This window comes from Streptomyces brevispora (assembly GCF_007829885.1).
Classification (GTDB): Bacteria; Actinomycetota; Actinomycetes; order Streptomycetales; family Streptomycetaceae; genus Streptomyces; species Streptomyces brevispora.
In genome coordinates, this window is record NZ_VIWW01000001.1 from 182,339 (window position 1) to 196,951 (window position 14,613).

The window sequence follows — 14,613 nt, forward strand, 5'->3', positions numbered from 1 at the left end:
CCCGGCGACGTCTCCACGGGGAGAGACGAGGGGTACGCAATGAGCGCCGAGACCGCGGACACCGCCGAACCGGCGGAGAGTACGGCCGGGGCGCCCGACCCGGGTGAGCGCCGACGCGAGCAGCGCGGCTGGTACTTCTACGACTTCGCCTGCTCCGTCTACTCGACGAGCGTCCTCACGGTGTTCCTCGGGCCGTATCTGACGTCGATCGCCAAGGCCGCCGCCGACGCCGACGGCTTCGTCCATCCGCTCGGCATCCCGGTCCGTGCCGGATCGCTGTTCGCCTACGCGGTCTCGGCGTCCGTGATCGTCGCGGTGATCCTGATGCCGGTCGTCGGCGCCGCCGCCGACCGCTCGGGCCGCAAGAAGCCGTTGCTGGCGGCAGCCGCTTACGTGGGCGCCACCGCGACGGCCGGAATGTTCTTCCTTGACGGCACCCGCTATCTGCTCGGCGCCTTCCTGCTCATCGTCGCGAACGCCGCGATATCCGTGTCGATGGTGCTCTACAACGCCTATCTGCCGCAGATCGCGGAGCCCGACGAACGCGATGCCGTCTCCTCGCGCGGCTGGGCCTTCGGCTACACGTCGGGGGCACTGGTCCTCGTCCTCAACCTGATCCTCTACACGGGCCACGACTCCTTCGGCCTCTCCGAGTCGGACGCCGTCCGGATCTGTCTCGCCTCGGCCGGTGTCTGGTGGGGCGCCTTCACCGTCGTACCGCTGCGCAGGCTGCGCGACCGGCGGGTGACGCCGGGCGGCCACGGAGCGGTCGGGTCCGGCTGGCGGCAGCTGATGGCGACCCTGCGCGACATGCGCCGCCATCCGCTCACCCTCTCCTTCCTGCTGGCCTACCTCGTCTACAACGACGGCGTGCAGACGGTGATCTCCCAGGCCTCGGTGTACGGCTCCGAGGAGCTGGGCCTGGACCAGACGACGCTGATCACCGCCGTTCTGCTGGTCCAGATACTCGCGGTGGCCGGAGCGCTGGGGATGGGCCGGCTGGCCCAGGTGTACGGTGCGAAGCGCACGATCCTCGCGTCCCTGATCGTCTGGACGCTGATTCTCGTCGCCGGATACTTCCTGCCCGCCGACGCGCCGGTGTTCTTCTACGCGCTGGCCGCGGCGATCGGCCTGGTACTCGGCGGCAGCCAGGCCCTGTCGCGCTCGCTGTACTCACATCTGGTGCCGCGCGGCAAGGAGGCCGAGTACTTCTCGGCGTACGAGATGAGCGACCGCGGGCTGAGCTGGCTGGGGCCGCTGGTGTTCGGTCTCGCATACCAGCTGACCGGCAGTTATCGGGATGCGATCATCTCGTTGGTGATCTTCTTCGTGGTCGGTTCGGTGCTGCTCGCGAGGGTGCCGGTCCGACTCGCTGTGGCGGCGGCGGGGAATCCCGTACCCGAACGGATTTAGACGTTGAAGTGAAAGGCCGGTAGTGTACGCCTTTGGCCTGCCCGGAGGACCGTTACTGCCAGTGGAAGAATCCAAACCGTTGGGTGACAACTTCTGCCAGATGTGACAAACCGGGCGCTGGTGGGTACTTGAACCCTGGCAAACCTGAATACTCAGCGGCACGACGGGCGACGCATGACCGGCAACGGGAATCTTTGCCGCCGACCGGACGTTGACCGGATGACGACGACAGCGACACCTGTCCTGTGGGCGACAAGCCCGGGAGGCACGATTCATGAGTGAGCGAGCTCTCCGCGGCACGCGACTTGTGGTTACCAGCTACGAGACGGACCGCGGCATCGATCTGGCCCCGCGCCAGGCGGTGGAGTACGCATGCCAGAACGGACATCGATTTGAGATGCCGTTCTCGGTAGAGGCGGAAATTCCGCCGGAGTGGGAGTGCAAGGCGTGTGGCGCCCAGGCACTCCTGGTGGACGGGGATGGCCCCGAGGAGAAGAAGGGCAAGCCTGCGCGTACGCACTGGGACATGCTCATGGAACGGCGCACACGCGAGGAGCTGGAGGAGGTGCTGGCCGAGAGGCTGGCGGTTCTGCGCTCCGGAGCCATGAATATCGCAGTGCATCCGCGGGACAGCAGGAAGTCTGCCTGACCGCGCAGCACCGCGCCGAGACAGAGCCGCGGGCCGCGACACACGTTGTGTCGCGGCCCGCGGCTCTGTGCATGGGCCTTGGCGGCCGGCTGCTCCCGGGACGGGTGTGCGACCTGTCGCGACCTCGCCCCGGCGGCATCAAGGATGTCCTCGATGGCCGGACGGGCCCGATCGGTGCCGACCGAACGGCCTGATCGGTGCGGGACAGACTTGATCGGTGCACCCGAACGGCCCTGACCGGCACGGACGCCGGGTACGGGTTACGGCGTCAGGGGCGGTCGGGGGTGCTCGTCGGGGTGGGACGAGTCCTCACGGATTACCTCACCCTGGACGATCTTTCCGTCGGGCCTGTGGATGCGGGCCTGCTGGAAGGCGTCCGAGAGGCCGCCGGGAGCCCCCGCGCGCATCCGGCGTTCCAGCGACCGCTCCGCGTACCGGCTGAGTGCCGACCGGACCGGCGGCACCAGGAGCAGCAGTCCGGCGACGTCCGAGATCATCCCCGGAATCATGATCAGCAGCCCGCCGAGCATCAGGAAGCCGTTGCCCCGGCTGCTCGGCGGAGCGGGCGAGGAGCCGTCGGCGCCCGGCTGTCCCGGCATCTGCTGGAGCGTCTCGGTGAGATTGCGAAAGGCACGGCGGCCGGCGGCCTTCATCACCACGGCGCCGAGCACGACGCCCGCGGCCAGGAGCAGCAGGACGGTGAACCCGCCGGCCGCGCCCGCCACCAGGGTGAGCAGCCAGATCTCCAGCACCGCCCAGGCGGCGACGGCGAGAGGTACGAAGGTCCGGGCGCGTGAGCGCCGACGGGCGGTCGGGGGCGGTGTGCCGGTCGTCATGCCCCCAGTGTGCCTGGCCACGGGTCCGGGCGCCGTAAGGGGGTGGCGGTCACCGGGCCGGAGGCGTCAGGGCGTCCGGCGCCCGAGCACCCGGTTCGTACGGGTGGTGACGCCCCAGGCGGTCACTCGCCAGAGCGCCTCGACGAGGATGTCCCGGCTCATCTTGGAGTCACCGATCTCCCGGTCCACGAAGGTGATCGGGACCTCGACGACGTGGTACCCGGCATCGATCGCGCGGCGTGCCAGGTCGACCTGGAAGCAGTAGCCCTGCGAGGCGACCTCGTCGAGGCCGATGCCCTTCAGGGTCTCCGTACGGAACGCCCGGTATCCGCCGGTGACGTCCCTCGTCCTGAGCCCGAGCATCAGCCGCGAGTACGTGCTGCCGCCGCGGGAGATCATCTCGCGGGACTTGGGCCAGTTGACCACGCGCCCGCCCGGGACCCAGCGGGAGCCCAGCACCAGATCGGCGCCCTTGAGCGCGGTGAGCAGGCGGGGCAGCTCCTCGGGCTGGTGGGAGCCGTCCGCGTCCATCTCGACGAGCACGCCGTAGTCGTGCTCCATCCCCCAGCGGAAACCGGCGAGGTAGGCCGCGCCGAGCCCCTCCTTGCTCTTGCGGTGCAGCACATGGACCCGCTCGTCGGCGGAGGCCAGCTCGTCGGCGAGCTTGCCGGTGCCGTCGGGGCTGTTGTCGTCGGCGACCAGGATGTCGGCCTCCGGCACGGCGGCGCGCACCCGGCTGACGATCGGCTTGATGTTCTCGGCCTCGTTGTAGGTCGGAATGATCACCAAGGTTCTGCCGAGCGGGTCGTATCGCCTCTGACCGCCGTCGTTCACTTACTGCCCCTTAAGTCCGTACGCAGATGCACACCATATCCAGCGTGGCGGGGCCGCAGAGCGTCCGGTCGGGGCGGCTCGGGAAGCGGTGACGGACAGAAGAGCGGAAGTACGGACAGAACTGCGGGTGGGGGCCCGGCGCCCTTCGGGCCGACCTGGGACCCGCCGGCTGCGGGTCGACCTAGAGCCGTTGTCTACTGAACGTCCGGGCCCCACCCGGGTCACACCCTCCGACCGGCTGAAACCTTCCCTCGCCCCCGAGGCGCGGGCGCTGAACCTGGCTGTCAGTGGTGGTGCGCCGGTGCGGCACACCACCCCGTGACCCAGCGGCGTTCGACGACTGCGTGGAGGTTTAACCGGTCGGACGTCCTGTGGTGGACTCCGCCGAACCTACCGGCCGGTGGGCGCATTCTGTCAATAGTTGCCTGACCTGCATCGTTTCCCGAACGTGCCTGGTCAGTACCGAAGATCCCCAGGTAGTGGGAGAACCGGGGCACCTTCGAGCGGCGGTACGAAATGTCCGCACGTCACTCGTTCGGCCGTACGTAGACCGTTTGTCCGAAGACAACCGTGCGCAGGCAGACCGGGAGTTCGGCCCCGGGGCTGAGGTCGGGCAGTCCGGGCGTCCCCGACCGGGGATCGGTCGACCAGCGGGCGACCCGGTCGTCCGGGGCCTGGACCACCAGCTCCGCGGTGCGCCAGACCGCGTAGTCGGCCGGGGCGCCCGGCACCAGGGTTCCCGCGTCGTCGCGGCCGACGGCCCGCCAGCCGCCCCTGGTGTGGGCGGTGAACCCGGCTCGCACGGAGATCCGGTGCTCCGGCGTCCGGTGGAACGCGGCAGCCCGCACGGTCCCCCACGGGTCCAGCGGGGTCACCGGGCTGTCGGAGCCGAACGCGAGGGGCACACCGGCCCGCAGGAGGGCCGCGTACGGGTTGAGGGTCCTCGCCCGCCCGGCACCCAGCCGCTGGGCGTACATGCCCTCCTCACCGCCCCAGGCGGCATCGAAGGCCGGCTGGACGGAGGCGGTGAGCCCCAGTTCCGCGAAAGCGGCGACGGTCTCGGGGGTGAGCATCTCGGCGTGCTCGATCCGGTGCCTGGCGGCGCGCACCCGGCCCAGGCCCACCTTCTCGGCGGCGGCCCTGGTGCCCTCCACGACGGCGGAGAGCGCGGCGTCACCGATGGCATGGAAGCCCGCCTGCAACCCGGCCTCGGTGCACGCGGCGACATGGGCCGCGATCTGCGCGGCGTCCAGATGCGCGGCACCGGTCAGCGGGGCGTCGGTATAGGGCTCGTGGAGGCAGGCGGTGTGCGAGCCGAGCGAGCCGTCGACGAAGAGGTCCCCGGCCGCGCCCACCGCGCCGAGCTCCCGGATGCGCCGGGCGTCCTTCTCGTCGGCGACCTGTTCGGCCCAGTAGCCGAAGACCCGCGGTCCGCGCTGCCCCGCGGCGAGCTTCAGCAGCGCGGTGAAGTCCTCCTCGTCGGAGATGTCGGGGCCGCCGCACTCGTGGACCGTACCGATGCCCAGGGACGCGGCGTTGTGCAGCGCGGCGCGCTGGGCGTCGGCGCGCTGCTGCGGCGAGACGGCGCCGTGGGCGGCCGAGCGCACCGCGTGGTGGGCGGCGGCGGTCAGCGGCGCTTGCGGGTGGTAGCCGGGCAGTGAGGTGATGTTCGGGACCATGTCCAGCAGCGACGTGCTGGCGATGGCCGAGTGCACGTCGATCCGGGGCAGGTAGACCGGCCGGCCGGCGGCCACCTCGTCCAGCTCGGCGCGCGAGGGCGGACGCTGCTCCGGCCAGCGCGTGGCGTCCCAGCCGTGCCCCAGGACCACCCGGTCGGCGGGGTGCGCCGCCACGTAGGTCCGCACGAGAGCGAGGGCATCGCCGAGAGTGCGGGCGCCGGAGAGGTCGAGGCCGGTGAGGGCCAGTCCGGTCGACGTGGTGTGGACGTGGGCGTCGGTGAACGCGGGGGTGACCAGGGCTCCGTCGAGGTCGATCACCTCGTCGACGCCGCCGGCGAAGGCGTCGGCGGCCCCCTCGGAGCCCACCCAGGCGACATGGCCCCGTTCGACCACCATGGCGGTGGCGAAGGGGTCGGCGGGGCTGTGGACGTCTCCACCGCGCAGCAGCACGGTGCGGTGTTCGCTCTGGGGGGCGGTGCTCTCGGTCATGGGGACCAGTCTCCCGCCTGCCGGGGCCCGTCCCGTGCGCGACCCCCTCAGATCTGCGGCGGCCGCGCCTCGTACGGTGTGGAGAGGACGACCGTGGTGCGCGTGGAGACGCCGGCCAGCGAGCGGATCCGCGTCAGCAGGTGCTCGAGCTCCAGCGGGGTCGCGACCCGCACCTTCAGAATGTAGTTCTCGTCGCCCGCGACGCTGTGGCACGCCTCCAGCTCCGGGACGCCCGCGAGCCGCTCCGCGATGTCGTCCGGGGCGCTCGGGTCGAAGGGCTTGACCGAGATGAACGCGGTCAGCGGCAGACCGACGGCCTCGGGGTCGACGACCGCGGCATAGCCCCGGATCACCCCGCGCTGCTCCAGCCTGCGGACCCGCTGATGAACGGCCGAGGTGGACAGGCCGGTGGCCTTGCCCAGGTCGGTGTAGCTCATCCGCCCGTCCTTGACGAGCAACTCCACGATTTGACGGTCCAGCTCCTCCATATGGATCAATCTATGGCCCCCCGTCCCTCCAGGCACAGCCGCGGGAGCCGTCGAAGGGCACCTGCGGCAGTCATGTGATGAATGCCACAGGTTTACGGGTCGGTAGCCGAGCACCTCGCGGTTACGGCCGATCCACGACGGGAAGTGCTTGCTTTGGTCGAGGCCGTGGCGCCTTGTCGGCCCACCCGAGGGGGGAATTCCCATGCAGAGCCTGAAGCTCACCGGACGTACCGAACCGGAGCCCGTTGATCCTTTCGAGGACAACGAACCCGACGCGTACGACACGCTTGAGATGTACCGGGTCACCTGCCCGGACTGCGCACAGCCGATCGCACTCCTGGCCGACGAGGACACGCTCCCGGAGCACGCACTGTGCCCGACTCCGTGGAACCCGTTCGTCCTCACGGTGTGCGCCGGAACCGGCCGCGCGGCGTCGAAGACGCGGCCCGCCGACGAGTCGCCCGCCGTCCAGGAGCAGGAGACGGCCCTGCTGTTGACGCTCCCTCAGGGACTCGACTGGAGGATGCAGCCCTTCTCGCACGCCGGTGGCGCCGGCTCGCGCCCGCTCCGGGTACCGCACCAGCTGCGGCGCGACGCCGCCTGAGCCCGCCTCCGCGAACCGCCTGACGTACCCGCGCTGCACCACGACGGCCCGACCGGCGTGGTGCGGGCAGCGAGCGGGGCTGCGGCGAGCCCTCGCGGGTCCACGCCGACGCCTCCGCCACCCGGGGAAACCTGGCGAACGGGCGCCCGAATCGGCCGGACAGTGACCCGGCCCCGCCTCTCGGCGTTGGCCTGGCATGACCCTGCTGCACTCCACGGCCGGCCCCGGTCGCCGCCGTCTCACCGTTCAGGCCTCCGAAGAATCGGTTCCGCGGCCCGGATCGTCAGCGGCGCCGCGGTCCGGGCCGCCCCGTCCGGCGCCGCGCTCGGTGCCCCAGTCGACCGATCCGCCCATCTACCGGGCGCTGCTCCGGCACTGGGAGGCCACCGGCAGGACCCTGCCGGGCTGCCATGACCAGGAGTGGAACCGGATCATGACGACGCCCGTGTGGTCGGACCGGCCGCCGCTGCGGGTCAGCGTGTCTCGGGACCCGAGAGGTGACGGGCGATGACCATGCGCTGGATCTGGTTGGTGCCTTCGACGATCTGCAGCACCTTGGCCTCGCGCATGAGCCGTTCGACGGGGAAGTCCAGCGTGTAGCCGTATCCGCCGAGCACCTGGACGGCGTCGATGGTGACCCGCATCGCGGCGTCCGTACAGAAGAGCTTGGCCATGGCCGCCTGCCGGGAGAACGGGCTGCCCGCGTCACGCAGCCTGGCGGCCTCCAGATAGAGTGCCCGGCCGGCCTCGATCTGGGTGGCCATGTCGGCGAGCATGAACCGCAGCCCCTGGAAGTCCGCGATGGGGCGGCCGAACTGCTTGCGCCCGGTGGCGTAGGCGACGGCCTCGTTCAGCGCCGCCTGGGCCACACCGATGGCACATGCGGCGATGCCCAGCCGGCCGGAGTCGAGTGCGGACAGTGCGATGGCGAAGCCCTGCCCCTCCTCGCCGATCCGGCGCGCGTCCGGGACCCGGACGCCGTCGAAGTGCATCTGGGCGGTGGGCGAGCCCTTCATCCCCATCTTCTTCTCGGGGACGGCAGCGCTCAGTCCCGCCGCGTCCCCGGGAACGAGGAAGGCGGTGATTCCGCGGGCACCGTCGGCGCCGGTGCGGGCCAGCACGGTGTAGAAGTCGGCGACGCCACCGTGGGTGATCCACGCCTTGGTGCCGGTGATGACCCAGTCTCCCCCGTCCCGTACGGCCTTCGTCCGCAGCGAGGCGGCGTCGGAGCCCGAGGCGGGCTCCGAGAGGCAGTAGGCGCCCAGGAGACCGCCCGCGAGCATCGACGGAAGGTGCTCGGCCTGCTGGTCCTTGGTGCCGTAGCCGGCGAGCGCGTGGCAGGCGAGGGAGTGGACGCTCACGCCGAGCCCGACGGTGAGCCGGGCGGCCGCGAGCTCTTCGAGGACCTGGAGGTACACCTCGTACGGCTGGTCGCCCCCGCCTCGGGCGGAGTCGTAGGGCAGGCCGAGCAGGCCGGATCCGGAGAGCAGTGTGAAGACTTCGCGCGGGAACCGGCCGGCGTCCTCCTCCTCGGCTGCCCGCGGCGCGATCTCCCGCTGGGCGATGTCGCGGACGAGCGCGATGAGCTGCCGGGACTCGTCGGTGGGCAGACGGCGTTCCACCAATTGCGGGGCACGGTCGGACATGACGGCGCTCTCCTCCCTGTCGGGCGTTGCGGCGGTCGCGCGCGCGGGGTGTGAGCGGCGCCGCCGGGGGATCTCCGGGCGGCGCCCGAAAAGACTGCGGCTCAGCCGATGTTGCCCTCCCGGATCACGAGAGGTGCGGGTCAGCGGCTGTGGCGGCTTGAGTATGCCCGATCGGACGGTATCCGTCACTGGGTGACAGAACACTCCGGCGACGGCCACCGGTGGAAGGACCGTGCCGGTCCCGAGTGCCCGCGCGGGAACCAGGACCGCGGAAGGCGCCGAGCCCGATGACGGAAGGGCGGTCCCACGTGAACACGGCGGCGTGCGGCTTCGCCGCGAAGCCGCCGTCAGCACACACATCGGCAGCATCTTCAGCACGCTCGATCTGCCGGTGGACCCGGACGGGCACGGCCGGGTCCTGGCGGTACCGGCGCACCTCAGGGCCTGACGGCTGCCGCCGGCCAGTCAGCAGAATTGGTCCGAACCATTGACCCAACTGGTCTAGTCCATCTACGGTTCCCTGCGCACCGGCTTTCCGCGTTCATGCCAATGATGTGTATTGCGACCCCGCATCCGAGTGATGAATCAACTTTCCTGATTGGATGGGGTGTTGGTCGCGGTCGCGTTGCCAGACGGCCATCTCCAGAGCGTCCAGGACGAAGTCGGTCTCCTTGACGGTGGCGGCCGACCAGCCGACGATCCGGCGGGAGAACGTGTCCACGACGAACGCGACGTAGACCACCGCTGACCAGGTCTTCACGTGGGTGAAGTCCGCCACCCAGCAACGGTTCAAAGCGACAGCGACGAAGTTGCGGTCGACCAGATCCGGGGCCCGCTCGACCTGTCCGCCGGGAATCGTGGTGATGACGCGCTTGCCGCGCACCGCACCCTGGATACCGAGTTCCCGCATCAGGCGCTCGACGGTGCGGCGGGCCACCGCATGCCCCTGCCGGTTCAGCTCCCGCCAGATCTTCCGGGCACCGTAGACAGTTCAGGATGTCGTTGGCCCGCTTGAGCTCGGCGTTCTCCTTCTTCAACGCCTTGAGCTGGGCGGACTCCTCCGATGTCGTGCCCGGGCGCGTGCCCGCGTCGATCTCGTGCTGCTTCAGCCAGTTCCGCAGCGTCTCGCGGGAGCCGATGCCGAGCTTCTCGGTCACCGCCTGCAGAGCGGCCGTCTCGTTCGGGTAGTCGTCGCGCACCTCGGCGACCATGCGCACCGCACGGCGGCGGAGCTCAAGCGAATATCGGAAGGTCGTGCCATGACTCGATCCTTTCATGAAATCGAGTCTCCACCTGACACGGGGTGGTTCAGCCGCCGAAGGTCAGTACCTCGTGCACGGGGCGGCGTGGTGTCTTTGGGCCTTGTGGTCCATATCCGAGGCGGATGACCATCTGGACGTGGCCGGTGCCGGAGATGGGCTCGCGCAGGAGCCAGCGAAGGTCGGGCCATTCGAGGGCCTGGGTGGCGAATGCGGCGACCAGTTCGCGCCGAGTGGCGACGAGGAGGACACGTTCCAGCGCCTGGCCTGCGCGTAGCCAGTCGACGGGCCCGTCGTCCTCCGTGCTCAGGAGGGCGATCTGGGGGTGCCCTTCGAAGTTCGCCACGGGCCGGCCGGGGAGGGCGCTTCGGCCAGCGAAGTCGCGCGTGGCCGCGGCACCGCCTCGTCGGCGTGGTCCGAAGGCGTAGTCGGGGATTCCGTCGGTGGGGGCGTCGGTCTTGGAGTCGCGGGTCCAGTGTCTCGTTTCGGCGTCCCGTTCGTCGTCCATGCGGTTGTAGCCTTCGGCGTCGCGGATCAGGTCCAGCACGTTCCGCAGGTGTTGTTCGGCGGGGAAGGTCAGGGTGGCGTCTTCGTGGTGGGCTGCTTGTATGAGCGTGTCCCGCAGGTACGGCGGCATCTCCTGGTCGGCGAAGGGATAGCGGCTGGTGTGGCGGTGGTGGACTGCCGGGTATAGATCGCCGAGTTCCGCTTCCGGCATCGGAGGGGCCTGCGGCGGTGCGGGGTCGAGCCGCACGGTCGCGAGGAGCCGTGGGGTGCCGGGGTCGGGGAGGAGCGTGGTCGTCGGCTGCCAGCCGTGGTGGGTGACGGCGACGCGCAGGTTGAGAAGGGCGGCGCCGCAGCCCACGTGGAGTCCCCGTGTGGTGGGATCGGTGTGGGGCATAGCGCGCTCGAAGTCGGCCATGAGAGTGAACGTGCGACTCGATGGCGCAAAGTGGAAGCGCCATGGCTGTGCGTTGTGCATGGAGGGTGCGGTGGTGGCGTCGGAGACGAGGCTCGTCACTGTGCGTTCGTCGAGGGTTGGTGAGGACACGGGGCTCCCTGCCGGTTCTGTCGTCTGCCGTCCCGTCCGGCCGTCGGTGTGACCGGGTCGGCCCCCTTTCCAGTCTCGCTCGGTTTCGGTGCCCTGGCATGGGCCCGACGCCTGGGAACAGGGACGCGGGCTTTCTCTTGCGGGGAGGTCGGCGGCTGTTCGTGTCGCAGACCCGGGCGGGCACCGTCACTCTTGAGGTGTGTGCGCACTGCGACGACGGGTAGAGGTCCGGGGCGGCCGTGGCCCCGGGAGGCGGGAAGAGACACAGAGGAGGCAGGCCAGACCATGAAGCCAGTGATCACCGTCGGTCTGGACGGAACGCCCGAGTCCTTGGCCGCAGCGGACTGGGCAGCCCGGGAAGCGGTCCTGCGCGGGGCGACCCTGCATTTGCTGCATGCCTGGGTTCTGCTGTCCTTCGAATCTACCCAATCCTCTCCAGAAGAGGACCAGAACTACTGGGCCAAGCAGATCGTCGATGATGCCCGCGCAACAATCGAGCAGCGCTTCCCTGACCTGCCCATCATCGAGGATCTGGTGCGTGAGGACCCCAGGGACGCGTTGCGGGAGACGGCGGACGCATCGGAGCTTCTGGTCCTCGGCTCCCGGGATATGGCACCCCTGGCCAGCTACTTTCTCGGTGACGTCGGCCTGCAGGTAATGGCACGCTCCCCCGTTCCCACGATTCTCGTGCGTGCCCGGGAACACGGCGCGGCCGTGGTTGACGAGGGTGACGTGGTAGTGGGGCTGAGCCTGCACGGTCCGTGCGACGCGCTGGTCGACTTCGCCTTCGAGAGCGCGGCCAGGCGCGATGCCACTCTCCGGGCCGTCCACGGCGTACGGCTTCCGGTGCCCGCGTACACACGGACGGGCGTCGACTCATATATCTCCGTGAACCTCCTCGAAGGTGCCCAGCGGGACCTGTCCGAGGCGCTGCGCCCATGGCGGAAGGAGTATCCGCGGGTGCGGGTGGAGGAGGTCGTACGGACGGAGAGCCCGGCGCGGGCTGTGGTCCGAGGGGCCTCCGGGGCCGGGCTGCTCGTGGTGGGCCGCAGGCAGGAGCCGCCTCCGCTGCGACCCTGGATCGGCCCCGTGCTTCAAGCGGCGGTGCACCACGCGTCGTGCCCCGTGGCCGTCGTTCCGCACAAGTGAGCCGTCCCGTGGCCGGGAAGACGGTGCTCGGGGCCGTGGCACGGCCAGCTCCTGCAGGCACCGTTCGAGACGGAGGAACGCCATGAGCAAGACGGTGAAGGCGCCGCCGGCCACGGTAGCCGACGACGAACTGGCGGCTCTGGTCGCGCACTGGCAGGCCGCGAACTATCTCGCGGTCGGTCAGATCTACCTCATGAGCAACCCGCTGCTCACCGAGCCCCTGCGCCCCGATCACATCAAGCCCCGTCTTCTCGGGCACTGGGGCACCTCTCCGGGGCTGAACCTCGTCTACACCCATCTCAACCGCGTCATCAGAGCCCGGGAACAGGACACGGTCTGCGTCTGGGGGCCGGGGCACGGGGGCCCTGCGGTACTGGCCAATTCGTGGCTGGAGGGCAGCTACTCGGAGACCTATCCGGATGTCCGCAGGGACGCGGAGGGCATGGCCCGTCTCTTCGGCCAGTTCTCCTTCCCCGGCGGCGTGCCCAGCCATGTCGCGCCCGAGACGCCGGGCTCGGTCCATGAAGGCGGTGAGCTCGGCTACGCCCTCTCCCACGCCTACGGCGCCGCCTTCGACAACCCGGACCTGCTGGTCGCGTGTGTGATCGGCGACGGGGAGGCGGAGACCGGGCCGCTTGCCGCGTCCTGGCACTCGAACAAGTTCCTCGACCCCGTGCACGACGGCGCGGTGTTGCCGATCCTCCATCTCAACGGATACAAGATCGCCAATCCGACCGTACTGGCGCGTATTCCCGAGGCGGAGCTGGACGAGCTGCTGCGCGGGTACGGTCACGACGTGCTCCACGTCAGCGGGAGCGACCCTGCTGTGGTGCACCGGGCCATGGCCGCCGCCCTGGACACCGCGCTGGACCGCATCGGCCTGATCCAGCGCGCCGCCCGTGCGGGAGGAACGGCGGAGCGGCCCCGCTGGCCGGTGATCGTCCTGCGGACGCCCAAAGGCTGGACCGGGCCCACCACGGTGGACGGACTACCGGTCGAGGGTACCTGGCGTGCCCACCAGGTACCGCTGTCCGGCGTCCGGGACAACCCCGAGCATCTGCGGCAACTGGAGGCGTGGCTGCGCTCGTACCGGCCCGGGGACCTCTTCGACTCCGACGGCCGCCCCACCTCGCAGGTCCTCGCCTGTGTTCCCGAAGGCGCTCACCGGCTCGGCTCGACGCCGCACGCCAACGGAGGGCTCCTGCTGCGCGAACTGCCCGTGCCCCAGCTGGAGCGGTTCGCCGTGGACGTCGACGCCCCGGGATCGGCCGTGCACGAGCCGACTCGGGTGCTGGGTGGGCTGCTGGAGGCCGTCATGGGAGCCACGCGTGAACGGCGGGACTTCCGGGTCGTCGGCCCCGACGAGACGGCGTCGAACCGCCTTCAGGATCTGTACCGGGCCACGGGCAAGGCGTGGCAGGCGGGTACCGAGGAAACGGACGAGCATCTGGACCGGCACGGCCGCGTCATGGAAATCCTGTCCGAGCACACCTGCCAGGGCTGGCTGGAGGGCTATCTCCTCACCGGCCGGCACGGCTTCTTCTCGTGTTACGAAGCCTTCGCTCACATCGTGGACTCCATGGTCAACCAGCACATCAAGTGGCTGAAGGTGTCCCGGGGTCTTCCATGGCGCCGCCCGATCGCCTCGCTGAACTACCTGCTGACCTCTCACGTGTGGCGCCAGGACCACAACGGCTTCTCTCACCAGGACCCTGGCTTCGTCGACCACGTCCTCAACAAGGCCCCGGAGGTCGTACGCGTCTACCTGCCCCCGGACACCAACACCCTGCTCTCGGTAGCCGACCACGTGCTGCGCAGCCGCGACTACGTCAATGTGATCGTCGCGGGCAAGCAGCCCTGCTTCGACTGGCTCACCCTCGACGAGGCGCGCGCCCACTGTGCCCGCGGCGCGGGGGTCTGGCCCTGGGCGGGGACCGAGCGCGAGGACGAGGGGCCCGATGTGGTGCTCGCCTGCGCGGGAGACGTCCCGACCCAGGAGATCCTGGCCGCCGCCCAGCTGCTCCGGCTCCATCTGCCCCGGCTCGCCGTCCGGGTGGTCAACGTGGTCGATCTGGCACGCCTGCTGCCGGACACCCAGCACCCCCATGGGCTGTCCGACCGGCAGTACGACGCGCTGTTCACCCGGGACCAGCCGGTGATCTTCGCCTACCACGGGTACCCCTGGCTGATCCACCGCCTCGCCTACCGGCGCACCGGCCATCCCCACCTCCATGTGCGCGGCTATGAGGAGTCGGGCACCACGACGACTCCCTTCGACATGGTGGTCCGCAACAACATGGACCGCTATCGGCTGGTCATGGATGTCATCGACCGGGTTCCGGGACTCGCGGTCCGTGCCGCCGGAGTCCGGCAGACGATGGAGGACGCCCGGCTGAGGCATCACGCCTGGATCCGCGAGCACGGAACGGATCTCCCTGAAGTGGCCGACTGGACCTGGCATCCCGGCCCCCGAGGAACCCGCCCCGCCCCGGCCTGACACGTCACACACCCCTCTT

General features: G+C 70.2%; 14 protein-coding genes and 1 pseudogene. 7 read left to right on the forward strand and 8 right to left on the reverse strand.

Translation table 11 applies throughout. The features are described 5' to 3' along the window. Nucleotides 1–39 precede the first annotated feature (39 nt). Complete coding sequence (locus tag FHX80_RS00865) at nucleotides 40–1,413, forward strand: MFS transporter (protein ID WP_145762327.1); 1,374 nt, start codon at nucleotides 40–42, stop codon at nucleotides 1,411–1,413. Nucleotides 1,414–1,687: 274 nt separating this feature from the next. Further along, nucleotides 1,688–2,062, forward strand: a complete 375-nt coding sequence (locus FHX80_RS00870; protein ID WP_003959706.1) for an RNA polymerase-binding protein RbpA — start codon at nucleotides 1,688–1,690, stop codon at nucleotides 2,060–2,062. Between the two features lie 260 nt (nucleotides 2,063–2,322). Here FHX80_RS00870 and fxsA read toward each other — a convergent pair whose 3' ends face one another. From fxsA to FHX80_RS00890, 4 genes are all read right to left on the reverse strand, one after another. After that, entirely contained in the window at nucleotides 2,323–2,898 is a 576-nt protein-coding gene (gene fxsA, locus FHX80_RS00875; protein ID WP_145762328.1) for an FxsA family membrane protein, read from the reverse strand. 66 nt (nucleotides 2,899–2,964) lie between these two features. Beyond that, nucleotides 2,965–3,732, reverse strand: coding sequence for a polyprenol monophosphomannose synthase (locus tag FHX80_RS00880; RefSeq protein WP_145762329.1), 768 nt, complete (start codon nucleotides 3,730–3,732; stop codon nucleotides 2,965–2,967). 527 nt (nucleotides 3,733–4,259) lie between these two features. After that, nucleotides 4,260–5,900 (reverse strand): amidohydrolase, encoded by a 1,641-nt coding sequence (locus FHX80_RS00885; protein ID WP_145762330.1) that lies wholly within the window; start codon nucleotides 5,898–5,900, stop codon nucleotides 4,260–4,262. Nucleotides 5,901–5,947: 47 nt separating this feature from the next. Further along, entirely contained in the window at nucleotides 5,948–6,388 is a 441-nt protein-coding gene (locus tag FHX80_RS00890) for an Lrp/AsnC family transcriptional regulator (RefSeq protein WP_024493538.1), read from the reverse strand. A 202-nt stretch (nucleotides 6,389–6,590) separates the two neighbouring features. On the opposite strand from FHX80_RS00890, the gene FHX80_RS00895 reads away from it, so the two are divergent. Continuing rightward, a complete protein-coding gene (locus FHX80_RS00895; protein ID WP_145762331.1) occupies nucleotides 6,591–6,992 on the forward strand; it encodes a hypothetical protein in 402 nt (133 codons plus the stop codon). A 473-nt stretch (nucleotides 6,993–7,465) separates the two neighbouring features. Here the strand turns inward: FHX80_RS00895 and FHX80_RS00905 are convergent, their stop codons facing one another. Further along, entirely contained in the window at nucleotides 7,466–8,638 is a 1,173-nt protein-coding gene (locus tag FHX80_RS00905) for an acyl-CoA dehydrogenase family protein (protein WP_145762333.1), read from the reverse strand. Between the two features lie 322 nt (nucleotides 8,639–8,960). On the opposite strand from FHX80_RS00905, the gene FHX80_RS36310 reads away from it, so the two are divergent. Further along, entirely contained in the window at nucleotides 8,961–9,086 is a 126-nt protein-coding gene (locus tag FHX80_RS36310) for a hypothetical protein (protein WP_280118736.1), read from the forward strand. Between the two features lie 93 nt (nucleotides 9,087–9,179). Here the strand turns inward: FHX80_RS36310 and FHX80_RS00910 are convergent, their stop codons facing one another. Next, nucleotides 9,180–9,521 carry a DDE-type integrase/transposase/recombinase gene (locus FHX80_RS00910; RefSeq protein WP_280118767.1) on the reverse strand — a complete coding sequence of 114 codons (342 nt, stop codon included), beginning with the start codon at nucleotides 9,519–9,521 and terminating at the stop codon, nucleotides 9,180–9,182. Further along, a pseudogene (locus FHX80_RS36315) lies at nucleotides 9,519–9,614 on the reverse strand (IS3 family transposase); the annotation flags it as partial. The pseudogene FHX80_RS36315 and the gene FHX80_RS00910, both read right to left, overlap by 3 nt. A 20-nt stretch (nucleotides 9,615–9,634) precedes the next feature. Here FHX80_RS36315 and FHX80_RS00915 point away from each other — a divergent pair. Further along, a complete protein-coding gene (locus FHX80_RS00915) occupies nucleotides 9,635–9,826 on the forward strand; it encodes a hypothetical protein (protein ID WP_145762335.1) in 192 nt (63 codons plus the stop codon). Between the two features lie 120 nt (nucleotides 9,827–9,946). Here FHX80_RS00915 and FHX80_RS00920 read toward each other — a convergent pair whose 3' ends face one another. Next, complete coding sequence (locus FHX80_RS00920; RefSeq protein ID WP_145762336.1) at nucleotides 9,947–10,948, reverse strand: Acg family FMN-binding oxidoreductase; 1,002 nt, start codon at nucleotides 10,946–10,948, stop codon at nucleotides 9,947–9,949. A gap of 285 nt (nucleotides 10,949–11,233) precedes the next feature. Between FHX80_RS00920 and FHX80_RS00925 the strand changes: the two genes are divergently transcribed. Both FHX80_RS00925 and FHX80_RS00930 read left to right on the forward strand, forming a co-directional pair. Then, nucleotides 11,234–12,097, forward strand: coding sequence for a universal stress protein (locus tag FHX80_RS00925; protein ID WP_145762337.1), 864 nt, complete (start codon nucleotides 11,234–11,236; stop codon nucleotides 12,095–12,097). Nucleotides 12,098–12,179: 82 nt separating this feature from the next. Beyond that, on the forward strand, nucleotides 12,180–14,594 hold the full coding sequence (locus FHX80_RS00930) for a phosphoketolase family protein (RefSeq protein ID WP_145762338.1): 2,415 nt from the start codon (nucleotides 12,180–12,182) through the stop codon (nucleotides 14,592–14,594). The last annotated feature ends 19 nt before the right edge of the window (nucleotides 14,595–14,613 follow it).